Below are 24,598 nucleotides of genomic sequence, written 5' to 3'. Positions count from 1 at the left end.
CAAGGAGACCATGATGCCGTTGAAGAAAATCGCTGTAACCGCCGCCCTGTTGCTCGGCACCTTGCCAAGCCTCAGCCAGGCCCGTGATACCGCGTTGTACCTGCCATTCGACAAAGTGGTCGCCGAAGCCATCCGCACCGGCAAGATCGACGGCAGCGTGAAGTTCTACCTGGCCGGCCACAAACCGGCCGGCAACGTCTCCGTGGTCAGCCCGGGAGCGGTCACCAACAAGAAAACCAACGCGTTCAACAAGTCCGACGAAGCGGCCTGCGAATGGGTACTGCAATCAGCCCTGATCAGCCTGCACGAGGCCGCGAAAAACGCCGGCGCCAACGCCGTCACCAACATCGTCAGCTTCTACAAGCGCAACGAGCGCAAGGACCCCACGACCTATGAATGCCACGCTGGGGCAATCATGGCCGGGGTTGCGTTGAAAGGGGATCTGGCGAAGGTGCAGTAGTCAGGATTTGGGGCTTACATAGCTAAATCCACTGTGGCAGCGAGCTTAGCGGTGAATCAGTACCGGTGATGCCGGATCTACTGACGTCATCGCGAGCAAGCTCGCTCCCACAGGCCTCTACCCAGACGCGCCCTTGTGGCGAGGGAGCTTGCTCCCGCTGGGCTGCGCAGCGGCCCCCAGCAGACTAACTGGCCCCCCTTTCAAACTCCTTCTCCGACACATTCGCACCGAGCCTGCCGAACGAGGTGCAACATGTGCTGGGCATCCATGGCCCTTTATCTGGTACCGCCAACCACTCTGCTGATGGCCTTAATGATGCTGGCTGAACGTCCGTCCACAATAATCATCATAGGGCGATCATCGTGCTGAGCAGCGCTCTCGCGCTCAACCTCGGGCCAGGAGACGCCAAGCAAAGATCAGAAATCGGAGTACATAATTTCCGAAACTTCCCACAACAAAACCCTTGAACCTCGCGCTAGGGTCACGTTCCCGACCACCAGCCAAAAATCCAAATCTCGCCATGAATTCACCGCCCGTCGGACCTGTCAACTCTGACAGTATCCAAAAGCTTCAAAGCGGTTCCAGATTCTAAACACGAAAAACATTCCTCAACCCCAAGGATGTTTTAGGTCAACGTTCGGCCGGCTGTTCGCCCTCCGAGCCACCACTCGTATGTTGATCTCTAACAACTACGGCCCGCCGATGGATAAGAAATTGATGGACACGATAACCTGGTCGGGCGTCGTCTCCACGTCTTCCTCACCCCACAGCGCAACCACGGCCGGGGAGCAGAACGTGGTGGTTGACGATGTGAAGCTGACGCACGCTTACGCACATGTGAATGGAATATGCCTGCACTATGTGATCTGCGGCGATGGTGAGCAGCCGGTCCTGCTGGTGCATGGGTTTCCGGGCAGTTGGCGCAACTGGGAGCCGTTGATCGGGCCGTTGGTGCGGGCGGGTTTTACCCCCATCGTTCCTGACTATCGCGGCGCGGGTGAAACGGATATTTCCAGCGCCGGGTATGACAAGAAAAACATGGCCCATGACCTGCACGAATTGGTGATGCATCTGAAGCTCAAGCAAGTCGATATCATTGGCCACGATATGGGGTTGATCATTGCCTACGCCTACGCCGCGCTTTATCCAGATGACACCAAGCACCTGATATTGATGGACGGATTCCTTCCCGGTATTCCCGGCTGGGAAAGTGCCTACAACGGCGACCCGTCAACCGGCATCGCGAGCAAATGGCATTTCCGGTTTTTTGGCAAAACAGCTATCACCTTGATCAAGGGGCAGGAAAGAACCTACCTGGACATGTTCTTCGATGACTTTGTCTTCGAAGGCAACGACAAAGTGCCGGATGAAGTGCGCCAGGCCCTGATAACGGACTACGCCCGGCCTGGCCGAATGGAGGCCGCATTCAAACTTTACTCAGCCTGGGTGGAATACGACGCCAAGGACAACCTGGAGTTTTCCAGGAACAAGCTGACGGGTCCGGTACTCACCATCGGCGGCGATCATTCCCGAGGGCGGACGCTGACCGAGCAGGCCGCTTGCATTGCCGCGCAACCACACTCGCTGATATTGAAAAATACCGGGCACTGGCTCCTTGAAGAGCAACCGCAAGCTACTCGCGACGCAATTCTGGCATTCCTGCAATACAAGGAATTTCCACATCCCCGAAATTCGTAACCCGAAGCTGACGACTGCACCGTCGCCCTTCCCATCGTGCGGTATTTATTTACCGCTCCTGCGTCGGCGTTCTCCAATAGCTTGCCTCTTCCGAAACTTTCCCAGGAAGAGCCCATGTTGGATAACGACTCACCGCCCCAGCCCAACATCCCACAGGGCAATGGCGCCAGCGATCCCAGTGCCGAATCGACACGCCAGGTCAGCGCCTCGCAGCGGCAAATGATAAACCTGAGCAAGGCCGCGCCACGTCCTTGCCGGGTCACCAGGCAACACTTGGAATATTGGTTCAAGCGAACCTTCCCCACCGTCGCGGGCGATATGACGGTCGATCAGCTTTTCGTGCGCACATCGCAGAAGGCCCGGCTCTCTCAATCGGAACGTGAACCCAACGGGCAGAGCTCCAGACAAAAAAAAGAAGATATTGCCGGCCTTGAACATTTTTTCTGGCGCGCCATTGCCGGCCAGGTAGATATCAGCGATAGCTTTGCTGATCTGGACAGCCTTGAAATAGTCGTGGAAATGGACGGCTCCAAGCGAGTGCCCACCGCCCTGAACAGTCCCGCGGCGAAAAAACAATTCCAGCGACTGCTCGGTACCACGCCAGTCGCTTATGAACAGCTGCTCATGACAGCGCTGGATGACTTCTGGGATACGCCGGCCGCGTTCAGCCAGGGACGAAACGTCAGTGACTGGTTGGCGAACGAACTCGCTGCGCAACTCACGGCACTGGCGAACCTTCATCTGCATGACAAAACGCTGAGCCCGCCGATGCATAAGGCGATAATGGATTCGCTGTCGGCGCCGGACGCGGCGTCTCGTAACCAGCTGGCGGAGGGTACCAGGCCCGGGGTGTACAGCCTGATCGCCGCTTTCAATGATTGGGGATTGTCCGTTCCGGTAACCAGCGCCGCTGTCCTGTCGCGACATGACGCGGACGTGGATTGGGGAGGTGCCGTGCTGTACCGTCCCGGTAGGCCGTTGGAGGTCTACGAAGACTCAAAGCAACTGAAGATTTCCTTCATAGGCGACAGCACCGCAGATGAGGTGGAACTCGTGCCGATGGAGCAAAACTTCCTGACGCGTCTGGTCACGGACGTGCGGACAACGCAAAAAGCCGCCATCCGCGATGCCTTGTCGAGCGATGTTGTCGACGGGGAAAACATCTCCGGTTGGATGCATCGGCTGGACGCCGCAGCGGACCTTGGAATGCGATTGGATCTGGCAAGCGCCCTGGACGAACGTGAGTTTCGGCTGAAGCTCAAGAGCCTGCATCATTGGCTGCACGCCAGCCCCCATATCATCGGCAGCGACCGTCTGGCGTGGTGGCAGGCGACGCAGGCCTTACAAGAAACCCTCACCGATATGGCGGCGCCGCCGGACCCGGTTTCAATGGGCACTGCGCAGGCCATTCGGGACCAGGCTCGCACACTGCTGGCCGGCTTCATCAAAGCGAAGTACCCAGCGGCAGATCCTGACGACATAACCTTGAGTATCCGAAAAGAGACAGTCGATCCGCACGCGCCGACGGGCCATTCACCGTTCGGGTCTGGGGTCTCAATGGGCAGTGCCAAAGCGTTCCAGGACGACACGCGCTTGCTGACGGACTGGGCGATGTCCAACCTGACGGATGATGAGCGCCAGGCAGCCCACCACACCGTCGTTGGCCCGTTGAGCTTTGCACAGATTGTCGATGTCATCGAGCGGGCCGACGTGGGTGCGCGCCTTCCGGCTGTGCTGCAACGCATGGCACGGGAGCGACAGACTCAATGGATGGGTGTGAAAGCAAAGCACATGCGGGCCCAGGTGTGGGCGGCCCATATCTCGGGAGACCTGCGACACGACAAGGACAACACCGGCTTGAAGCTGGTCCTGGCGGCACTGGACCGCCCTGGATCGGCGGGACGTGGCAAGGTCAACGGGCATGAAGTGGTCGTCCGGCAATTGCATTGGGGCGACAGCGTGTTGAAGGACCTGCTTGCGTTCGGAGTGAAGTCATTCGCCAGCCGTCCTTCGTTGACCTTGTACACGCCGGGTGCGCCGGACGGAAAAACTTTCAGGGACGTGGATGCATCAGGCAGCGGACGGGCGTTGCAAACAGCGTTGGCGCAGACCCTCACGGCCACCCCGGAGATGACCCGCTGGCTGATCTCCCATCTTCCGTTGCCAGAGCAAGCCGCTCAGGTCGCAGGCATGTTGCCGGCAGAAGATGACCTGACCGTCCAAGCGAAAATAAAAAAGGTTACGCAATCGGTTTTCAAATGGACAAGGGACAGGACTCGAAACGATTTCGCCTTCAAAGTCACTTCGCCCGTGGTCGAGGGAGACCTGTTGAAGGCGTTGCATGAAACGCAGATAACCCATGTCCTCAAAACGGTACGGACCCTGACAGTGAGCAACGCCGAACGCGACAGCGCAGCGGCTCGGGAAGGGCGTCGCAACGGTGTAGCCCTGTTGACCGGGGCTATGTCCATGGTTCCGGTGGGCCGCTTGGGTGGGATATTGGGACGAGCGATCTTGCCGACCCTGGCAGGCGGTGCCGCCGTCTCGGCGATACAGGATGAAGACGGCAGCGTCGGCCAGTGGACGAGCGATTTCATCCGCGGGCTGGGTGAGGTGCTGGCCGAGGGCGGGCAAGACTTGATCATGGCCCGCGCGACACGGCGTCGGGGCAAGGTCCATCCGGCCTTGGCATCGCTGCCTCGCATGCCGGACCCGCAGCTAAAGCCGTTCCAGCTCAAAGGCTTCGATGGCAAGGGGCTGCTGCCCGAGGGGCGCAGCCTCTATAGGGATGTGCAGGGACAGGGTTATCTGAAGCTCGGGAAGGATTACTTCAAAACGGCTTTCCAGAACGGCGAACAAGTCATCTACACACCGAGCAACCGCACGGACCAGCGCGCAGTGACGTGGGAAAACGGCCAATGGACCGTGCAGGAGCGGCAGCGTCTGCTCGGCGGAGGCGGGTATTTCAGCCGGGATCCGGAGCGAGCCGAAGATCGAACCTTCAACGCACTGGTGGAGGGCGTGCTGCCCAACGGGCATGACCTGCCTCGCGAAGTCGTCGACATGACGAAGCGTGTCGTCCGCACGATGCCTGAGACCTTGGCCGAACGCATACTCAAGGAAAGTATCGATGACGTTGGCGCGACCGACGTCGAGACTTACCGCTCGTTGATGAGAACCGTAAATCGACAGAATTTTGCCAGGCATAAAGCTCACCGTAAGAACCTGGCCAATAAAATCTGTATTTGGGAACTGGTTGAGCGAACGAATGACAATCTTCAAAAAGGAAAACACTTTTCCCTCACCCCGCCGCAAAAAATGCAGCTGTATGAGACGCTGGTCAAGCACAAGGATGAGTTCACCCTCGACCATCAACTCAAAGTAAGCACAACGATATTGCCCGACAACGTCACGGGTGCGAAATACATTGTGATCGTCCCGAAAACGGGAAAGAAAAAAGAGGCTGCCGACAGGATAGCCAAGGATATTACCGACACGGTGAAGTACGTGGAAAACTCCATGGACGCCAAGTTGGACACGATGTTTACCGGGGACGGGCCAGCTGTGGCGGCCGCAAGGCAAGCGTACCTGGATTCGCCGGAGTATCAGGCCAAGATCATCGACGAATTCAGGAAAGAAAGGGCCCGTCGACACAGACCCGGGTTACTCACCGAGATCAGGAATTTCAAGATCCCCTACATTATCGTCAACCGAGGCAAGACCCAGCGAAGCGCATTTTTCACCACTGAAGAAGACATCAACAATTTCACCAGAACCCTTGAAAACTACAGCCCTTTCGATATCGAGCTGGTCACCCAAGCCGCCTCCAACAAGGTCACCGGGCAGGCCTCCGCTTCTGCTCCAGCCGCTATCACGCCGCAGGCTCCCACCGTTATTCCCAGGTACACGGTGACGATCAGCCCGTTGGCTGAGGCGCAGATGTCATATGACAATTTCCCGGGAACCGCCAGGGTGAAGGTCATGGAGATCATGGATGACCTCCGTGCCGGCAGGATCACCACAAAAAAAATCAACCGATATTACTGGTACGACATGGCCCAGTTGGGTTTTGGCGGAGGAAGAGGCGCATGGCGCGCCGCGTTCGAACGTCACGGCGATACCTGGACTCTCCAAGGTTTTTACGACTATCACGCGACCCGAAACGCTACGGTCTGGGGGGATTGAGCAAGAGTGCCAGGTCAGCCCGTGGACCGCGGATACATTGCGTACAGAGCCTAGGATCCGGGTGAATCCGCTCCGTCGGTCAACAACGCCACAAACGCCGCGGCCATCGGCGAACGCTGGTCCTTGCGCTGGACCAGCCACACCGCCGAAACCGCCGCCGGGTCTAGCAGCGGCCGATAGACCACGCCGTCGATACGCATGCGTTGGTAAGACGCCGGCAACACCGAGACCCCGAGGCCAGCCGCCACCAGGCCGATGATGGTCATGGCCTCCCCTGCTTCCTGGGCGAAGTGCGGACTGAAACCGGCGTCGCGGGCCAGATTCAATAGCTGGGCGTAAAGACCGCTGCCGTAGCTTCGTGGGAAAAATACGAAAGGCTCGTGGGCCAGCGCCGACAGATACAAGCCTTCGTCGCTGCCCTGGGCAAGCGGGTGCTTGGCGCCAAGCACGGCCACCAAGGGCTCGCGGCTGAGCTCGATTTCCACCAGTGAATCGGGCAACGGCAACGGCCGCATGATGCCCACCTCGATGGTTTCATCCACCAACGCATCGGAAACTTGGGTGCTACTCATCTCTCGCAGGTTGAGGTGGACAGCCGGGAAGCGTTGGCGAAAATTGAAGATCGCTTGGGGAATGGTCGAATTGAACGGTGCCGAGGACGTGAAACCGATTTTCAGCTCGCCCAATTCTCCCAATTGGGCACGGCGCGCTACGTCGGCCGCCTTGTCGACTTGCGCCAGCACGCGTCTGGCTTCTTCCAGGAACAGCCGCCCGGCCTCGCTCAGTTCGACCCGACGATTGGTGCGCTCGAACAACCGCGCGCCGATTTCTTCTTCCAGCGCCTGGATCTGCTGGCTCAAGGGCGGTTGAGAGATGCCCAGGGCCAGCGCGGCGCGGCCGAAATGCAATTCTTCGGCAACGGCGATGAAGTAACGCAGGTGGCGCAATTCCATGGGTAATCCAATAGGTCGCAAAACGTCTTAAACAGGTCGAATAATATATTGGATAGAAACATTAGCCGGCTATATGCTTTTTTCAACGCCTGCCTGGTCGTGCTCCCGAGGTCCACCGTGAAAACTGCTACCGCTCCACTGGCCCATGAAGTCCCGTCTCGCACAGAGGACAACGTCGGCGCCGAACTCAAAGACATCTTCATTGAAAAAGGCACGCCGATGTTCATGCGTACGGTGCTCGCCTTGTTCTGTGGCGGCTTCGCGACGTTCGCCCTGCTGTATTGCGTGCAGCCGATGATGCCGCTGCTGTCCCTGGAGTTTTCAATCAACGCCGCCCAGAGCAGCTTGATCCTGTCGGTGGCGACCGGCCTGCTTGCCATCGGCCTGTTGATCACCGGCCCGATTTCCGACCGTATCGGTCGTAAATCGGTCATGGTGGCGGCGCTGTTTGCCGCGGCGCTCTGCACAATCGCCAGTGCCATGATGCCCACTTGGCAAGGCGTCCTTGTCCTGCGCGCCTTGGTGGGGTTGTCGCTCAGTGGCTTGGCCGCGGTGGCGATGACGTACCTGAGCGAAGAAATTCATCCCAAGCACATCGGCCTGGCAATGGGGCTGTATATCGCCGGCAACGCGATTGGCGGCATGAGCGGGCGCCTGATCGCCGGCGTGTTGATCGACTTCGTCAGCTGGCACACCGCAATGCTGGTAATCGGCGGCCTGGCCCTGATCGCGGCGGCGGTGTTTTGGCGGATTCTTCCTGAATCGCGCAATTTCCGCCCCCGGTCGCTGCATCCACGCAGTCTGCTGGACGGTTTCATCATGCACTTTCGCGACGCCGGCCTGCCGCTGCTGTTTCTTGAAGCCTTCGTGTTGATGGGCGCGTTCGTGACGCTGTTCAACTACATTGGCTACCGCCTGCTGGCCGCGCCTTATCACCTGGACCAGGCATTCGTCGGGCTGCTTTCAGTGGTGTACCTCTCCGGCATCTACAGCTCGGCGAAGGTGGGCGCCATGGCCGACAAGCTCGGGCGTCGCAAGATGCTCTGGGCGACCATCGCCCTGATGTTGGCGGGCCTCGTCCTGACCTTGTTCTCGCCGCTATGGCTGGTGGTCATCGGCATGCTGGTGTTCACCTTCGGTTTCTTCGGGGCGCACTCGGTCGCCAGCAGCTGGATTGGCCGTCGCGCCCTCAAGGCGAAGGGGCAGGCGTCGTCGCTTTATCTGTTCAGCTACTACGCCGGCTCCAGCGTCGCGGGCACCGCGGGCGGCGTGGCGTGGCACCTGGGAGGCTGGAACGGTGTCGGCGTGTTCATCGGGACGTTGCTGGTGATTGCATTGTTGGTGGCGGTGAAACTGGCGAAACTGCCGCTGCTGCCGGGAAATGAGCAACACATAAACAGCCAGACATAAAAAAGCCTGTCCGGTAGGGGCCGGACAGGCGGGTAGGACAGGGCTGAAATCAGTCGTGATATTGGCCCGACAACTCATGCACCGCGCGCAGGAAAGCGCCGGCGTGTTCCGGGTCGACTTCCGGCGTGATGCCGTGGCCGAGATTGAACACGTGGCCACTGCCCTTGCCATAGCTGGCGAGGATGCGTCCGACTTCGGCACGGATGGCTTCAGGCTTGGCATACAGCACGGTCGGGTCCATGTTGCCTTGCAGCGCGACCTTGTGACCGACACGCTGGCGGGCGTTGCCGATGTCGCAGGTCCAGTCCAGGCCCAAGGCATCGGCGCCGGCATCGGCGATACTCTCCAACCACAGCCCACCATTCTTGGTGAACAGGATCACCGGGACCTTGCGACCTTCGTGCTCTCGGATCAGGCCGCTGACGATCTTGCGCATGTAGGCCAGGGAGAACTCCTGGTATGCCGCCGCCGACAGGTTGCCGCCCCACGTATCGAAGATCTGCACCGCCTGGGCACCGGCCATGATCTGGCCGTTGAGGTACGACGTGACCGACTGCGCCAGCTTGTCCAACAGCAGATGCATGGCTTGCGGATTGTCGTAGAGCATCGCCTTGGTCTTGCGGAAATCCTTCGACGAGCCGCCTTCGACCATGTACGTCGCCAGCGTCCAAGGGCTGCCCGAAAAGCCGATCAACGGGACGCGACCGTTGAGTTCACGGCGGATGGTGCTGACCGCGTCCATGACGTAGCCCAGGTCCTTCTGCGGATCGGGGATCGGCAGGGCCTCGATGTCGGCCAGGGTGCTGACGACTTTCTTGAAGCGCGGACCTTCGCCGGTTTCAAAGTACAGGCCTTGGCCCATGGCGTCGGGGATGGTGAGGATGTCGGAAAACAGGATCGCCGCGTCCAGTTGCGGGTAGCGGTCCAGCGGCTGCATCGTGACTTCGCAGGCGAACTGCGGATTCATGCACAGGCTCATGAAGTCACCGGCCTTGGCGCGGCTGGCGCGGTACTCCGGCAAATAGCGACCGGCCTGACGCATCATCCACACAGGGGTGACGTCTACGGGTTGCTTGAGCAGGGCGCGAAGGAAGCGGTCGTTCTTCAGGGCAGTCATGTCGGCATCCGGAAAAAAAGTGCGGGCATTTTCTCAGAGCGCGACGTAAAAGGCACGGCAAGAGCCGTGCCTTTTATCTATCGGGGCAATTTGTCGCGGTGCCAAGCAACTTCAGCAGCACCACAAAACGACTGTGGGAGCGAGCCTGCTCGCGAAGAGGTCGGTCTATCCAATATTGAAGTTGGCTGACAGACCGCTTTCGCGAGCAGGCTCGCTCCCACAGGGTTACTGCATTTCAACTCGGGATCGCGTTCAGACCTGCAAGTAATCCAGGATCCCTTCCGCCGCATTGCGGCCTTCGAAGATCGCCGTCACCACCAGGTCGGAACCCCGGACCATGTCGCCGCCGGCGAAGATCTTCGGGTTGCTGGTCTGGTGCTTGTACCGACCCTGCTCCGGGGCAACGACGCGGCCCTGGCTGTCGGTCTGGATGCTGAACTGCTCGAACCATGGCGCCGGGCTCGGGCGGAAGCCGAAGGCGATGACCACGGCGTCCGCCGGGATGATCTCTTCGGAACCGGGGATCGGCTCGGGGCTGCGGCGACCGCGGGCGTCCGGCTCACCGAGACGGGTCTCGACCACCTTCACGCCTTCGACCTTGTCCTCACCGACAATGGCGATCGGCTGGCGGTTGTAGAGGAACTTCACGCCTTCTTCCTTGGCGTTCTTCACCTCTTTGCGCGAGCCTGGCATGTTCGCTTCGTCACGACGATAGGCGCAGGTCACCGACTTGGCGCCCTGGCGAATCGACGTGCGGTTGCAGTCCATCGCCGTGTCGCCACCGCCGAGCACCACGACCTTCTTGCCCTTCATGTCGACGAAATCTTCCGGCGACTTTTCAAAGCCCAGGTTGCGGTTGACGTTGGCGATCAGGAAGTCCAGCGCGTCGTAGACGCCCGGCAGGTCCTCACCGGCAAAACCGCCCTTCATGTAGGTGTAGGTGCCCATGCCCATGAAGACCGCATCGTACTCTTCGAGCAGTTGCTCCATGGTCACGTCCTTGCCCACCTCGGTGTTCAGGCGGAACTCGATGCCCATGCCGGTGAAGACTTCGCGACGATTGCTCAGCACGGTCTTTTCCAGCTTGAACTCGGGGATGCCGAAGGTCAGCAGGCCACCAATTTCTGGGTTTTTGTCGAACACCACCGGGGTCACGCCGCCACGTACCAACACGTCGGCACAGCCAAGGCCCGCCGGGCCCGCGCCGATGATCGCCACGCGCTTGCCGGTCGGCTTGACCTTGGACATGTCCGGGCGCCAGCCCATGGCAAACGCGGTATCGGTGATGTACTTCTCCACCGAACCAATGGTCACCGCGCCGAAACCGTCGTTGAGGGTGCAGGCACCTTCGCACAGACGATCCTGCGGGCACACCCGGCCGCAGACTTCCGGCAGGGTGTTGGTCTGGTGGGACAGCTCGGCGGCCTGGAGGATGTTGCCCTCAGCCACCAACTTCAGCCAGTTGGGAATGAAGTTGTGCACCGGGCACTTCCATTCGCAGTACGGGTTACCACAACCCAGGCAACGGTGGGCCTGGTCGGCCGACTGCTGGGGTTTGAAAGGCTCGTAGATTTCCACGAACTCTTTCTTGCGTTGACGCAACAGTTTCTTCTTCGGATCCTTGCGCCCGACATCGATGAACTGGAAGTCGTTATTCAGACGTTCAGCCATTGTTAAAACCTCATCAAACTCTTCAGGCGCATATCACTGCGGGTTGGCACGGGTGCTGGAAAGCAACGATTTCAGGTTGGCCGCCTTCGGCTTGACCAGCCAGAAACGACGCACGTAGTCATCGAGGTTCTCGGCGAGTTCACGACCCCACTCGCTGTTGGTTTCCTCGACGTACTCGTTCAGCACGCGTTGCAGGTGGCTACGGTAGGCCTCCATCGCCTCGCCGCTGATGCGCTGGATTTCCACCAGTTCATGGTTGACCCGGTCAACGAACGTGTTGTCCTGGTCAAGCACGTAGGCGAAACCGCCGGTCATGCCAGAACCGAAGTTGTAACCGGTCTTGCCCAATACGCAGACGAAACCACCGGTCATGTACTCGCAGCAGTGATCCCCGGTGCCTTCCACCACGGTGTGGGCGCCGGAGTTACGCACGGCGAAACGCTCGCCTGCGGTGCCGGCGGCAAACAACTTGCCGCCCGTGGCGCCGTACAGGCAGGTGTTGCCGATGATCGCACTGTCCTGGGTCTTGTAGACGCTGCCCTTGGGCGGAACGATGACCAGCTTGCCACCGGTCATGCCCTTGCCCACGTAGTCGTTTGCATCACCTTCCAGGTACATGTTCAGGCCGCCAGCGTTCCAGACGCCAAAGCTTTGCCCGGCCGTGCCCGTGAAGCGGAAGGTGATCGGCGCATGGGCCATGCCCTGGTTGCCGTGTTTGCGAGCGATTTCCCCGGAGATCCGCGCGCCGATGGAACGGTCGCAGTTGCAGATGTCCAGTTCGAATTCGGCACCGCTCAGGTCGTTGATCGCCGCAGCGGCCATGTCGACCATCTTCTCGGCCAGCTCACCCTTGTCGAACGGCGGGTTGCGATCGACATGGCAGAACTGTGGCTTGTCCGCCGGAATCAGATCACTGCCCAGCAACGGGGTCAGGTCCAAGTGATGCTGCTTGGCGGTCTGGCCCTCGATCACTTCCAGCAGATCGGTACGGCCGATCAGCTCTTCCAGCGAACGTACGCCCAGCTTTGCCAGCCACTCGCGGGTCTCTTCGGCCACGTAGGTGAAGAAATTCACCACCATGTCGACGGTACCGATGTAGTGGTCCTTGCGCAGCTTGTCGTTCTGGGTCGCCACGCCGGTGGCGCAGTTGTTCAGGTGGCAGATGCGCAGGTATTTGCAGCCCAGGGCGATCATCGGCGCGGTGCCGAAGCCGAAGCTCTCGGCGCCGAGGATGGCGGCCTTGATCACGTCCAGGCCGGTCTTCAGGCCACCGTCGGTCTGCACCCGGACCTTGCCGCGCAAATCGTTGCCGCGCAGGGTCTGGTGGGTTTCGGCCAGGCCCAGTTCCCACGGCGCGCCAGCGTATTTGATGGAAGTCAGCGGCGATGCGCCGGTGCCGCCGTCATAGCCGGAGATGGTGATCAGGTCGGCATAGGCTTTCGCCACGCCGGCGGCAATGGTGCCTACGCCCGCTTCCGCCACCAGTTTCACCGAGACCAGGGCCTTCGGGTTCACCTGCTTGAGGTCGAAGATCAGTTGCGACAAGTCTTCGATCGAGTAGATGTCGTGGTGCGGTGGTGGCGAGATCAGGGTCACGCCGGGAACCGCATAGCGCAGCTTGGCAATCAGGCCGTTGACCTTGCCACCGGGCAATTGGCCGCCTTCGCCGGGCTTGGCGCCTTGGGCAACCTTGATCTGCAGCACTTCGGCGTTGACCAGGTATTCCGGCGTAACGCCGAAGCGGCCGGTCGCCACTTGCTTGATTTTCGAACTCTTGATGGTGCCGTAGCGCGCCGGGTCTTCACCACCTTCACCGGAGTTGGAACGCGCACCGAGGCGGTTCATGGCTTCGGCCAGGGCTTCGTGGGCTTCCGGGGACAACGCGCCCAGGGAGATACCGGCCGAATCGAAGCGCTTGAGCACCGATTCCAGCGGTTCCACTTCACTGATGTCCAGCGGCGTGTCGAGGGTCTTGACCTTGAGCAGGTCGCGGATCATCGACACCGGACGGTTGTCCACCAGCGCGGTGTATTCCTTGAACTTGCTGTAGTCGCCTTGTTGCACGGCCGCTTGCAGGGTGTTGACCACGTCCGGGTTGTAGGCGTGGTATTCGCCACCGTGGACGAACTTCAACAGGCCGCCTTGCTGGATCGGCTTGCGCGGGCTCCAGGCTTCGGCCGCCAGGGCTTTCTGCTCGGCTTCGATATCGACGAAACGCGCACCCTTGATGCGGCTCGGTACGCCACGGAAGCTCAGTTCGCAAACTTCTTCCGAGAGACCGATGGCCTCGAACAATTGCGCGCCACGGTACGAAGCGATGGTCGAGATGCCCATCTTCGACAGGATCTTGAGCAGGCCCTTGGTGATGCCTTTGCGGTAGTTCTTGAACACCTCGTAGAGGTCGCCCAGCACTTCACCGGTACGGATCAGGTCGCCCAGCACTTCGTAGGCCAGGAACGGATAGACCGCCGAAGCGCCGAAGCCGATCAGCACCGCAAAGTGATGCGGGTCACGTGCGGTAGCGGTTTCCACCAGAATGTTGGAATCGCAGCGCAGGCCTTTCTCGGTCAGGCGATGGTGCACCGCGCCAGTGGCCAGGGAGGCGTGGATCGGCAGCTTGCCCGGGGCGATGTGACGGTCAGTCAGCACGATCTGGGTACGGCCGGCGCGCGCGGCTTCTTCAGCCTGGTCGGCGATGTTGCGGATCGCTGCTTCCAGGCCGACGCTTTCGTCATAGTTCAGGTCGATGACCTGACGCTCGAAGCCAGGGCGTTCGAGGTTGGTCAACGAGCGCCACTTGGCCGGCGAAATGACCGGCGAGCTGAGGATCACCCGCGAGGCATGCTCTGGCGATTCCTGGAAAATGTTGCGCTCGGCGCCCAGGCAGATTTCCAGGGACATCACGATCGCTTCGCGCAGCGGGTCGATCGGCGGGTTGGTCACCTGGGCGAACTGCTGGCGGAAGTAGTCGTACGGCGTGCGCACGCGCTGGGACAGTACCGCCATCGGCGTGTCGTCGCCCATGGAGCCGACCGCTTCGTAGCCCTGCTCGCCCAGCGGACGAAGCACCTGGTCACGTTCTTCGAACGTCACCTGGTACATCTTCATGTACTGCTTGAGCTGGTCGACGTCATAAAAGGCCGAACCGTGGTCGTTGTCTTCCATGGTCGCCTGAATGCGCAGGGCATTCTTGCGCAGCCATTGCTTGTATGGATGACGGGACTTGAGACGGTTGTCGATGGCGTCGGTGTCGAGGATCTGGCCGGTCTCGGTGTCCACGGCAAAGATCTGCCCAGGGCCTACGCGGCCTTTGGCGATGACGTCTTCGGGCTGGTAGTTCCAGACACCGATTTCCGAGGCCAGGGTGATGAAACCATTGGTCGTGGTGACCCAGCGCGCCGGGCGCAGGCCGTTACGGTCCAGCAGGCACACCGCATAGCGACCGTCGGTCATGACGATACCGGCCGGGCCGTCCCACGGCTCCATGTGCATGGAGTTGTATTCATAGAAGGCCCGCAGGTCCGGGTCCATGGTCTCGACGTTCTGCCAGGCAGGCGGCACGAGCATGCGCACGCCACGGAACAGGTCGATGCCGCCGGTGACCATCAGCTCCAGCATGTTGTCCATGCTCGAGGAGTCCGAACCGACGCGGTTGACCAGCGGGCCAAGCTCTTCGAGGTCCGGCATCAAATCGTTGGCGAACTTGGTGCGACGGGCCAGGGCCCAGTTACGGTTGCCGGTGATGGTGTTGATCTCGCCGTTGTGGGCGAGGAAGCGGAATGGCTGGGCCAGTGGCCATTTCGGCAGGGTGTTGGTGGAGAAGCGCTGGTGAAACACGCAGATCGCGGTTTTCAGGCGCTCGTCGCTCAGGTCCGGATAGAAGGCGGTGAGGTCCGCCGGCATCATCAGGCCTTTATAGATAATGGTCTTGTGGGAAAAGCTGCAGATGTAGTGATCGGTGTCGGCGGCGTTGGCCACGGACGAACGACGACGGGAGCTGAACAGCTTGATCGCCATTTCCTGGTCGCTCAGGCCTTCACCGGCAATGAACACCTGTTCGATCAGCGGCAGGCGCTCGAGGGCCAGGCGGCCGAGGACGCTGGTGTCGATCGGCACTTTGCGCCAGCCGACGAGTTGCAGGCCGGCGGCCAGGATCTCGCGGTTCATGTTCTCGCGAGCGGCCTGGGCCTTGACCGGGTCCTGATTGAAAAACACCATGCCCACGGCGTACTGCTTGGGCAGGGTCACGCCAAACGTTTCCTGGGCAATGGCACGCAGGAACTCGTCTGGCTTTTGAATCAGCAAGCCACAACCGTCACCGGTCTTGCCGTCGGCGTTGATCCCACCACGGTGGGTCATGCAGGTCAGGGCCTCAATGGCCGTTTGCAAAAGGGTATGACTGGGCTCGCCCTGCATATGGGCTATCAGGCCGAAACCGCAGTTATCCTTGAATTCATCTGGTTGGTACAGACCTGCTTTCATAGACACTTTCTCACCAGGCTGCCTCTTAACGAGGCAAATTTCTTTTCAATTCAACCAGTTGCATACCGCGCCGAACGTACGCCAGCTTTGCGGGGGCAAAAGGGAGGTCATTGTACACACCGACACAGAGGCCCACAAATTTGACGACGAACTGTCGCAAATCCATGTCGCATTTGTGAAAGGTTTAAAGCTATATGCTGTGCTAGTCAAAACTTTTTTGGGTTCGACCGCTACGACTCAAACACTACTGTGACGCAGACACCACAAGGCGCGCGGCCTGAAAGGCCGCCCGCCCTTGCGGAAATTTTGAGGTTGCCGGGAGAGGCGGCCTGGGTAAGGCCGCCGAATCATCAGCGAGTTGCTGCCAGTTCCTGTTGGACGCTGGCGACAGTGCGAGGCCAAGGTTTACCAGCCTGAACCTTCGCTGGCAAGGCCTTGATGGCGGAAACGGCTGCGTCACGGTTGGCAAAGCTGCCGTAAGTGATGACATACAGCGGCTTGCCGTTGAGTACTTTCTTGAAATAACGGTACTCGCCGCCTTGCTCCTTGACGAAGTTCTGCGCGGCGGTTTCAGAGCTGGTGCCGAGGATCTGCACCACATAGTTGCCCGGAGCCTGGCCGGCGTACCAGCTACCGCCCGCGGCCTTGGCCGGGGCAGCAGGCTTGGCCGCGGGTGCTGGCGCCGCCGGTTTGGCCGCTGGCGCAGGTGCTGGAGCAGGCTTGGCGGTGGCGACCTGAGTAGGCGCAGGGGTCGGCTTGGCGGCCGGAGCCGGCGATGGCGTCGGCGCAGGGCCGGCCGGTACGCCCGCAGGCGGCGCAGTGGTGGTCACAGTAGGTGGCACGTCGCTGGTGTCTTCGATCGGAGGCGGCGCTCCGTCGTCACCCTCGGTGATTCCACCGGCGGCTTCAGCCAACGGACCGCGCATGACCGGCTGCGACTGGCCGACCAGCGGCAGTGGCATTGGCTGGGTATTGCCGGCGAATTCCACCGCCGGGGCACCGCCGTTGGGTTGTGGCGTGCCCTGACCGAGAGGCAGCTGTGCCTGTTCGTTGGCAGGTGCGCCGGTGGTCGGTGCTTTGCTGCGACCCGGCATCAGCCAGGCGGCAGCCACCGCGACCACGACCACGGCGGAAATCGCCAATACGTGTTTCTTCGGCATGTTGAACCCCATACTTGGACGCTTCACCGCTGAGCGGCTGGCGATCATGATTTCGATCAGAGCATCTCGGGCTACCTGGTTGATATTCCCTGGCCAGCCGTCGGAGCTTTCGTGAATCTCAGAGATCTGATCCGCGGTGAAAAGTTCGATACCCCGCCCGGCGCCTTCGAGACGCTGGGCCAGATATTCACGGGTTTCTTCCTCGGTGTAGGGCGCCAGCTCGATAACGTGGAAACGCTCTTCCTCAAGGTCCAGTTGCTCGAGGTCAGCGATCAACGACGACTCGCCAAACAGGAACACATGAGGACGACCCTCCGGCGCGCCGGCAGCCAGGGCCAACAGGGCTTCCAGGGCGGATTCGTCGAGTTGCTCGGCATCGTCCACCAGCAGATAGACTTCCTGCCCCGTCAACGCCAGTTGCACGATCTGGCCGAGAATCGCGCCGATTTCCGCCTGCTCGACATTCAGTGCCTGGGCGACCTGACGCAGCACGCCAGCTGCGTCGCCGGCGCCACGGGCCGATATCACGACGCTTTGCACCGACTGTTTGTTGGTGCTGGCCACCAGGGCCTGGCGCAGCAAGGTCTTGCCGCTGCCCTGGGGGCCGGTGACGACCAACAGCAACTGGCTGTAGCGCGCCAGGTGATGCAACTGGCCCAGCACCGGCTTGCGCTGGGCGGGAAAGAATTTGAAACCCGGGACCCGTGGGGCGAAAGGGTCGTGACTCAACTGGAAATGGCCGAGGAAAGCCTCGTCGGCATGCAAACTAGTCATCGGAATCTTTTTAACCTTTAAGCTGAGCCAGGGCGCGGTAGTCCGCTCCCAGCGTGGCCTGTAGAACCTCTTTCGGATAATCGTCGGTCACCACCGCTTCGCCCATGCGGCGCAGCAGCACCAGACGCAGACGACCGTCGATCACTTTCTTGTCGATTGCCATGTGTTCAAGGAAATCCGCCTCGCTCATTTCCTCGGGCGGCACCACCGGCAGCCCGGCACGCTGGAACAGACGGATCCCACGATCACGCTCCTGCTCGCTGATCCAGCCCAGGCGCATGGACATTTCCAGGGCCATGACCGTACCTGCGGCAACCGCCTCGCCATGCAGCCAGACGCCATAGCCCATGTGGGTTTCAATGGCATGGCCGAAGGTATGGCCCAGGTTCAGCGTGGCGCGCACGCCCGATTCACGTTCATCGGCGCCGACCACCGCGGCTTTGGCGGCACAGGAGCGCTCGATGGCGTAAGTCAGCGCCGCCTGATCCAGCGCGCGCAGGCGGTCGACGTTGTCTTCGAGCCAGCCGAGGAAAGGCTCGTCGCAGATCAGTCCGTACTTGATGACCTCGGCCAAGCCCGCGGACAACTCACGGGGCGGCAGGGTCTTGAGCGTTGCCGTGTCGATCAGCACCACGTTGGGCTGGTAGAACGCGCCCACCATGTTCTTGCCCAGCGGATGATTGATGCCAGTCTTGCCGCCCACCGACGAGTCGACCTGGGACAGCAACGTGGTGGGAATCTGGATGAAATCGACACCGCGCTGATAGCAAGCCGCCGCAAAACCGGCCATGTCGCCGATCACACCGCCACCCAAGGCAACCACGGTGGTGCGTCGGTCATGCCGGGCAGTCAGCAGGCCGTCGAAAATCAGTTGCAGGGTTTCCCAGTTCTTGAAGGCCTCGCCGTCGGGCAACACGACGGAAATGACCGAATAGGCAGACAGACTGCGTGCCAGGCGTTCCAGATACAAAGGGCCGACGGTTTCGTTGGAGATGATCGCGACTTGCCGCCCGGCGATGTGCGGCGCCAGCAATTCGGGCTGGTCCAGCAAGCCTTCGCCAATATGAATCGGGTAGCTGCGCTCGCCCAGGTCGACCTTAAGTGTCTGCATGTGTCCCCACAGTGAAGATGAAATCAGGCGTCCTGCCTGCATTGACGAAATTACACGGTGCCCGCTGTGGCGCCAGTTAATGGCCATCCGCCACGCCCCAGACGGGCCAAGGCGGGACGCCGAGGATAGCGCATTTCGCGCCGCGCATTAACGGGGGGGCAATTGTTGCAGGCGATCGAGGATTTCCAGTACCACCATCCGTGGCGGCCGCTCGTCGGTTTCGATGACCAGGTCGGCGATTTCCCGATACAGAGGGTCACGCACTTCCAGCAGGTCCCGTAAGGTCTTGGCCGGGTCGGCCGTACGCAGCAGCGGCCGGTTGCGATCGCGGGCGGTACGGCCAACCTGCTGTTCGACGGAAGCATGCAGATAGACCACTCGCCCTCCGGCATGCAGCGCCCGACGATTGGCTTCGCGCATGACCGCGCCGCCGCCGGTGGCCAGCACCACGCCTTCAAAATCGCACAGCTCGGCAATCATCGCCTGCTCGCGGTCCCGAAAGCCCGGCTCGCCTTCCTTATCGAAGATCCATGGGATATTAGCACCCGTGCGCAATTCAATTTCCTTGTCGGAATCTTTGAATGGCAGGCGCAGCTCTTTGGCCAGCAAACGACCGATGGTGCTTTTTCCAGCCCCCATCGGCCCAACAAGAATCAAATTTCGCACAGAATCAACGACTCACAGCAATCGCCTGGTTGTTCATGATACGCGGAGTGAGAAACACCAGCAGCTCGGATTTTTTCTCCGAGACCACATCACGCCGGAAAAGGCGGCCAAGATACGGCACATCGCCAAGAAATGGCACCTTATCTACAACCTTGCTCTGAGTATTTGAGAAAACGCCACCAATAACAATGGTCTCGCCGTCATTGACCAGCACCTTGGCGTTGACCTCATTCTTCTTGATCGGCGGGACATCCTGCACTTTGTTCAGATAATCCGGCTCATCCTTGGTGACCTTGACTTCCATGATGATGCGGTTGTCCGGGGTGATCTGCGGCGTGACCTCCAGCGACAACGATGCTTCCTTGAACGACACCGAGGTGGCGCCGCTGGAGCTGGCTTCCTGGTAGGGAATTTCCGTGCCCTTGAGGATTTTCGCGGTCTCCTTGTCGGAGGTCACCACCTTGGGCTGGGAAACGATTTCGCCGTTGCCGGTTTTTTCCATGGCGGTCAGTTCCAGGTCCAGCAGCACGTTGTCCGTGATGAACGCGATACCAATCCCTGAGGTGTTGCCTGAAGCCCCGAGGTCGACGAACGGTTGGTTGGTGCCGGTACTGCCCGGCGTGCCGATGGTCGTGGAGTCTCCCGTGGTGACGCCGGAAGAATTCCAGTTGCCCTTGTTCTGTATCGAGCCCCCCCAGCGCACGCCCAGGCTCTTGTCGTAATCGACGTTGGCCTCGACGATTCGCGCCTCGATCATCACTTGACGCACGGGTATGTCCAGTTGCGCGACGATCCGGCGCAGCTCGTCGAGCCGGTCCTGGGTCTGGTAGGCGATGATGTTGTTGGTGCGTTCATCGACCGTGATCGTGCCCCGCTCGTCGGCCTTCGCCTCGGCACTGGTGACCGACTGGAACAACTTGGCGATGTCGGCGGCCTTGGCATAGTTGACCTGCAGCAGCTCACGCCGCAGCGGTGCCAGGTCGGCAATCTGCTTCTGGGATTCAAGCTCCTGGCGCTCGCGTGCCGCAATCTCGTCGGCGGGCGCCACCAACAGGACATTACCGACCTTGCGCTTGTCGAGCCCCTTGGTCTTGAGCACGAGATCCAGCGCCTGGTCCCACGGCACGTTCTGCAACCGCAGGGTGATACCGCCTTGCACGGTGTCGCTGGCCACCAGGTTAAGGTTGGTGAAGTCGGCGATCAACTGCAGCACCGAGCGCACTTCAATGTCCTGGAAGTTGAGTGACAGCTTTTCCCCGTTGTAGGCGGCGCGGTCGCTGTTGCGTTTCTGCAAGTCTTCGACCGTCATTGGCCGGACGCTCACGGTCAGCTTGTTGTCGGTCTGGTAGGTCGAGTAGTCGAAGGTGCCGCTGGGTTCGATGCTGATGGTGGCGCGGTCGGAACCCGCGCTGGCATTGACGAACTGCACCGGGGTGGCGAAATCCTTGACGTCCAGGCGCACCCGCAGGGGTTCGGGCAACTGGGTCCTGGGGAAGTCGAGGATGACCCTGCCTTCGCGCTCCTGGATATCGGGCGCAATGGAAGGGTCGGACAGGTCAATGACCACATTGCCTTCCCCTTGGGTCCCACGCTGGAAGTCCACGCCCCGGATGGCCTTGCCTGCCGGAGCGCTGGCCCTGGTGAGGGACGGTACGGCTCCGGCAGGGCGCAGTGCCTGCGCCGCGGCCCTGGCGGTCGCGCCCTTGCCAACCACTACGAAGAGGTTGTTGCCCTCGATCCGCGTGTCATAGGGCGCCAGCTGGGTAAGGCCGATGATCAGCCGCGTGCGGTCCCCCGCCTCGACCACGGTGGCGCTGCGTGCGTTGCCGCCGCCCAGGTCATGGCTTTTGCTGGCCAATCGATTGGTCACGCCGGGCAGGTCCAGCGCGATTCGCGCCGGTTGTTCGGTGGTATAGCCCCGAGGTGGGGGCGGCGGACCATCGAAGCTGAGCTTCAGCTCGACACGGTCCCCCGGCAACGCCGCGACATCGAGCGTCTTCAGGCTGGCCCCCTGAACCATCGGTGACAACAGCGCTATCCATAGCGAAATACCGAGGGCTGGAAAAATCCTGTTCATTGTTCGAATTCCACTATGAGTGCTCTTTCAAAGGAATGGTCCGCGGCCGCTCCAGCCAGGCGCCCTCGCCATCGGGAACGATTTCGACCACATCGACCTGCGTGGCGCTGATCGCGACGACCCGCCCATCATTGCGTCCCAGGTAGTCCCCCACCTTCAGCCGATGTACGCCGCCCGCGCCTCGTACCAGTGCAAAGGAACCGCTGGCATTGGAGATCGTCCCGACCATCTCGAACTGCTCGATATTAAAGCCTTCCAGGTACTGCTTGACCCGGTTGGGATCGGGCCGCACGTTGCGCGAGCCCTGCGGCCGACCCGCCTGGTCCATGCGCACTTGCCTGGAGAAAGGGCTGCGCAGGTTCGCGGCGCTGTAGGTGAAGGTTTCGTTGGGCTTGAAGGTCGGCGTTGGCTCGATCTTGCCAGGTGGGCGCAGGCGCACCTCGTTCATGTAGGCATCCAGGTCACTGAAGCCGTCGTCGCTGTTACAGCCGGCCAACGCGACCAACCCGGCCAGCAGGCTCACACGCCAGGCCGACATCATGGCTGCGCCTCCTGCTCGTTGTACCGGTAGGTCTTGGCCTGGATGCTCATGCGCAGCTTCGTCCCCTCCTCGGGCTCCATCGGGGCGATCTCGAAGTCGTGCAGAGTCACGATTCGCGGCAACCCGGCCACGCCGCTGACGAATGTCGCCAGGTCATGGTAGCCGCCCGTCACCGTGATCTGGATCGGCAGCTCGATGTAGAACGGCTGGGTGACTTCCGGCAGTAGTTTGATTTCCTCGAACTCCAGGCCACTGCCCAGGCCGGTGCGGGTGATGTCTTCCAACAGGCCTGGCACTTCGGTGTCGCTGGGCAACTGCCGCAACAACACGCCGAACGAGGTCTCCATCTGCTTCATCTGCTCGGTGTAGCGCTCCAGGTTCGCCGCCATGTGAGCCTTGCCCGCAAATTGCGCCTTGAGGGTGTTCTCCTCTTCCTGCACTTGCTGCAACTGAGTCTGCAGGTCACTCAAGGCGAAGTTATAGCCCAGCCCCAGAACCAGTATCACCAGCACAATGCCAGCCAGCCATTTGATCGGTGCCGGCCACGAACCAATATTGTTGGTGTCCAAGTCGCTGAGGTCGATCTTGCGCAGTGCGTCCAGCCATTCTCCAGGCTTCATTGGGCGTCCTCCGCATCGGCCGGGCGGGTCTGGCGAACCGTCAGCTGAAAGATGTTCGCCTGGTCGAGCTGGCCCGCCGTGGTGGCCTTCACTTCCGTCAGGCTCGGAGCGTCGAACAAGTCCGATGAGTCCAGGTTGCGCATCAGGTCAGAGACCCGGTTGTTCGACTCCGCCGCCCCTGTTATGGACAAGGTGCCCTCTTCCATCTTGACGTCAGTGAAATACACACCGTCGGGCAGGGTCCGCGCCAACTGATCGAAAATCCGCGCGCTGACCGGCCGATTGCCCTGCAGGTCCTGGATGATGCGCATGCGCTCCAGCAATTGTTGCCGCCGTGCCTTCAACTCGCTGATCTGCTCGATGCGCTCGTCCAGGACGGCAATCTGCTCGCGCAGGTGGCTGTTGCGCGCTGTTTGATAGTCGATGGCACTGTTCAGATATTGCACCGCGATCAAGGTCAGGCCCACCGCACCGACCAGCGCGCCGACCAATGCCAGCAGAAAGCGTTTGCGGCGCTCTTCGCGCAGCTCTTCGCGCCAGGGTAGAAGGTTGATCCGCGCCATCAGTCGAAACTCCTGAGGGCCAACCCGCAGGCGATCATCAGCGCCGGCGCGTCACTGGCCAGGGCGCCCGCGTTGACCTTGCTGCTCAGGGCCATGTTGGCGAACGGATTGGCCACCTGGGTGGGTGTGCCCAGGCGCTGCTCGATCAGCCGATCCAGCCCCGCCACCGAAGCCGTGCCGCCGGCCAACAGGATGTGATCGACCGCGCTGTACTGGCCGGAGGCAAAGAAAAATTGCAGCGAGCGCGACACCTGCTGGACCAATGCTTCGCGAAACGGCTGCAGCACCTCGCCGAGATAGTCGTCTGGCAACCCTCCCTGCTTTTTTGCCAGGCCGGCCTGCTCCGGCGTCAGGCCGTAGCGGCGCTGGATTTCCTCGGTCAGTTGGCGGCCACCGAACAACTGCTCGCGGGTATAGATGATGCGCCCGTTGTGCAACACGCTGAGGGTGGTCATCGTGGCACCGATGTCGACGACCGCCACCGTCAACCGCTCCTGAGTCGCCGCCAACTGGGTCGCGAGCAGACCAAAGGCACGCTCCAGCGCGTAGGCCTCCACGTCGACCACGCGGGCCGTCAACCCAGCGAGCGCCAGCGCGGCCTCGCGGACCTCGACATTTTCCTTGCGACACGCGGCCAGCAGCACCTCGACCCGCTCGGTGCTGCGGGGCGAAACGCCAATAACTTCGAAATCGATCGCCACCTCATCCAGGGGGTAAGGAATGTACTGGTCGGCTTCGATCTTGAGCTGGTTTTCCATTTCGTCATCGGACAGCCCGGCATCCATCTCGATGGTCTTGGTGATGACCGCCGAACCCGCGACGGCCACCGCCACGTTGCGCAAGGGCGTCCTGGCCTTGGCGAGCACCCGCGACAGCGCCTGCCCCACGCCTTCGAGCTCGGCAATGTTCTTTTCGATCACGGCATTGGCCGGCAGAGGCTCGACCGCATACGACTCGACGCGATAACGATCACCCTGGCGACTCAATTCGAGCAGCTTCACCGACGTCGAGCTGATGTCGATTCCCAGAAGCGCATGGGCTTTTTTATTGAAGAGTCGTAGCACTACCAATTCCCTATGACTATCCGTGAGTTACGGACTCTCTAATAAG

At 60.9% G+C, this 24,598-nt stretch carries 16 protein-coding genes; 4 read left to right on the top strand and 12 right to left on the bottom strand.

From position 1 onward, the window contains the following. Positions 1-13: 13 nt before the first annotated feature. The 3 genes from J3Q04_RS02340 to J3Q04_RS02330 all read left to right on the top strand — a co-directional run bounded on the left by J3Q04_RS02340 (position 14) and on the right by J3Q04_RS02330 (position 6,343). Complete coding sequence (locus tag J3Q04_RS02340; RefSeq protein WP_434608189.1) at positions 14-460, top strand: excinuclease; 447 nt, start codon at positions 14-16, stop codon at positions 458-460. A gap of 717 nt (positions 461-1,177) precedes the next feature. Beyond that, positions 1,178-2,158 carry an alpha/beta fold hydrolase gene (locus tag J3Q04_RS02335; protein WP_434608191.1) on the top strand — a complete coding sequence of 327 codons (981 nt, stop codon included), beginning with the start codon at positions 1,178-1,180 and terminating at the stop codon, positions 2,156-2,158. A 114-nt stretch (positions 2,159-2,272) separates the two neighbouring features. After that, positions 2,273-6,343: a dermonecrotic toxin domain-containing protein gene (locus J3Q04_RS02330; RefSeq protein WP_434608193.1), complete on the top strand. Its 4,071-nt coding sequence runs from the start codon at positions 2,273-2,275 to the stop codon at positions 6,341-6,343. Between the two features lie 50 nt (positions 6,344-6,393). On the opposite strand, the gene J3Q04_RS02325 is transcribed toward J3Q04_RS02330, so the two are convergent. Then, on the bottom strand, positions 6,394-7,296 hold the full coding sequence (locus J3Q04_RS02325; protein WP_420767060.1) for a LysR family transcriptional regulator: 903 nt from the start codon (positions 7,294-7,296) through the stop codon (positions 6,394-6,396). Positions 7,297-7,434: 138 nt separating this feature from the next. Between J3Q04_RS02325 and J3Q04_RS02320 the strand changes: the two genes are divergently transcribed. After that, on the top strand, positions 7,435-8,706 hold the full coding sequence (locus tag J3Q04_RS02320; protein ID WP_434611678.1) for an MFS transporter: 1,272 nt from the start codon (positions 7,435-7,437) through the stop codon (positions 8,704-8,706). A 49-nt stretch (positions 8,707-8,755) separates the two neighbouring features. Here the strand turns inward: J3Q04_RS02320 and hemE are convergent, their stop codons facing one another. The 11 genes from hemE to J3Q04_RS02265 form a co-directional block, all read right to left on the bottom strand. Further along, the gene (gene hemE / locus J3Q04_RS02315) at positions 8,756-9,823 is read right to left on the bottom strand and encodes a uroporphyrinogen decarboxylase (RefSeq protein WP_434561064.1); all 1,068 of its coding nucleotides are present in this window, start codon (positions 9,821-9,823) and stop codon (positions 8,756-8,758) included. A gap of 252 nt (positions 9,824-10,075) precedes the next feature. Beyond that, positions 10,076-11,494 carry an FAD-dependent oxidoreductase gene (locus tag J3Q04_RS02310; RefSeq protein ID WP_434608195.1) on the bottom strand — a complete coding sequence of 473 codons (1,419 nt, stop codon included), beginning with the start codon at positions 11,492-11,494 and terminating at the stop codon, positions 10,076-10,078. 33 nt (positions 11,495-11,527) lie between these two features. Further along, positions 11,528-15,976, bottom strand: coding sequence for a glutamate synthase large subunit (gene gltB, locus J3Q04_RS02305; protein WP_420767046.1), 4,449 nt, complete (start codon positions 15,974-15,976; stop codon positions 11,528-11,530). A gap of 350 nt (positions 15,977-16,326) precedes the next feature. Beyond that, a complete protein-coding gene (locus tag J3Q04_RS02300) occupies positions 16,327-17,910 on the bottom strand; it encodes an AAA family ATPase (RefSeq protein ID WP_420767045.1) in 1,584 nt (527 codons plus the stop codon). Positions 17,911-17,920: 10 nt separating this feature from the next. Further along, entirely contained in the window at positions 17,921-19,021 is a 1,101-nt protein-coding gene (aroB, locus tag J3Q04_RS02295; protein WP_420767044.1) for a 3-dehydroquinate synthase, read from the bottom strand. A gap of 147 nt (positions 19,022-19,168) precedes the next feature. Continuing rightward, entirely contained in the window at positions 19,169-19,687 is a 519-nt protein-coding gene (gene aroK, locus J3Q04_RS02290) for a shikimate kinase AroK (RefSeq protein ID WP_420767043.1), read from the bottom strand. Positions 19,688-19,691: 4 nt separating this feature from the next. After that, positions 19,692-21,764 carry a type IV pilus secretin PilQ gene (gene pilQ, locus J3Q04_RS02285; RefSeq protein WP_434608199.1) on the bottom strand — a complete coding sequence of 691 codons (2,073 nt, stop codon included), beginning with the start codon at positions 21,762-21,764 and terminating at the stop codon, positions 19,692-19,694. A gap of 13 nt (positions 21,765-21,777) precedes the next feature. Then, positions 21,778-22,302: a pilus assembly protein PilP gene (locus tag J3Q04_RS02280; RefSeq protein WP_420767099.1), complete on the bottom strand. Its 525-nt coding sequence runs from the start codon at positions 22,300-22,302 to the stop codon at positions 21,778-21,780. Next, a complete protein-coding gene (gene pilO, locus J3Q04_RS02275; RefSeq protein WP_434608201.1) occupies positions 22,302-22,925 on the bottom strand; it encodes a type 4a pilus biogenesis protein PilO in 624 nt (207 codons plus the stop codon). The genes J3Q04_RS02280 and pilO overlap by 1 nt, the downstream gene beginning before the upstream one ends. Next, entirely contained in the window at positions 22,922-23,488 is a 567-nt protein-coding gene (locus J3Q04_RS02270) for a PilN domain-containing protein (RefSeq protein ID WP_434608203.1), read from the bottom strand. Before J3Q04_RS02270 ends, pilO begins: the two co-directional genes overlap by 4 nt. Next, on the bottom strand, positions 23,488-24,552 hold the full coding sequence (locus tag J3Q04_RS02265) for a pilus assembly protein PilM (RefSeq protein WP_434608205.1): 1,065 nt from the start codon (positions 24,550-24,552) through the stop codon (positions 23,488-23,490). The genes J3Q04_RS02270 and J3Q04_RS02265 overlap by 1 nt, the downstream gene beginning before the upstream one ends. Positions 24,553-24,598: the final 46 nt, after the last annotated feature.

It is taken from the genome of Pseudomonas sp. D4-21 (assembly GCF_051132125.1).
Taxonomy (GTDB): domain Bacteria; phylum Pseudomonadota; class Gammaproteobacteria; order Pseudomonadales; family Pseudomonadaceae; genus Aquipseudomonas.
Note: the sequence above shows the minus strand (reverse complement) of the source record. Positions and strands in the feature narration are given on the sequence as shown.

Bases quoted from the DNA above. Each gene is read 5' to 3' on its own strand.
- J3Q04_RS02330 (WP_434608193.1), top strand. From the start codon at position 2,273: ATGTTGGATAACGACTCACCGCCCCAGCCCAACATCCCACAGGGCAAT.
- J3Q04_RS02325 (WP_420767060.1), bottom strand. From the start codon at position 7,296: ATGGAATTGCGCCACCTGCGTTACTTCATCGCCGTTGCCGAAGAATTG.
- gltB (WP_420767046.1), bottom strand. From the start codon at position 15,976: ATGAAAGCAGGTCTGTACCAACCAGATGAATTCAAGGATAACTGCGGT.
- aroB (WP_420767044.1), bottom strand. From the start codon at position 19,021: ATGCAGACACTTAAGGTCGACCTGGGCGAGCGCAGCTACCCGATTCAT.
- pilQ (WP_434608199.1), bottom strand. From the start codon at position 21,764: ATGAACAGGATTTTTCCAGCCCTCGGTATTTCGCTATGGATAGCGCTG.
- J3Q04_RS02270 (WP_434608203.1), bottom strand. From the start codon at position 23,488: ATGGCGCGGATCAACCTTCTACCCTGGCGCGAAGAGCTGCGCGAAGAG.
- J3Q04_RS02300 (WP_420767045.1), bottom strand. From the start codon at position 17,910: ATGACTAGTTTGCATGCCGACGAGGCTTTCCTCGGCCATTTCCAGTTG.
- J3Q04_RS02335 (WP_434608191.1), top strand. From the start codon at position 1,178: ATGGACACGATAACCTGGTCGGGCGTCGTCTCCACGTCTTCCTCACCC.
- pilO (WP_434608201.1), bottom strand. From the start codon at position 22,925: ATGAAGCCTGGAGAATGGCTGGACGCACTGCGCAAGATCGACCTCAGC.
- J3Q04_RS02280 (WP_420767099.1), bottom strand. From the start codon at position 22,302: ATGTCGGCCTGGCGTGTGAGCCTGCTGGCCGGGTTGGTCGCGTTGGCC.
- hemE (WP_434561064.1), bottom strand. From the start codon at position 9,823: ATGACTGCCCTGAAGAACGACCGCTTCCTTCGCGCCCTGCTCAAGCAA.
- J3Q04_RS02340 (WP_434608189.1), top strand. From the start codon at position 14: ATGCCGTTGAAGAAAATCGCTGTAACCGCCGCCCTGTTGCTCGGCACC.
- J3Q04_RS02310 (WP_434608195.1), bottom strand. From the start codon at position 11,494: ATGGCTGAACGTCTGAATAACGACTTCCAGTTCATCGATGTCGGGCGC.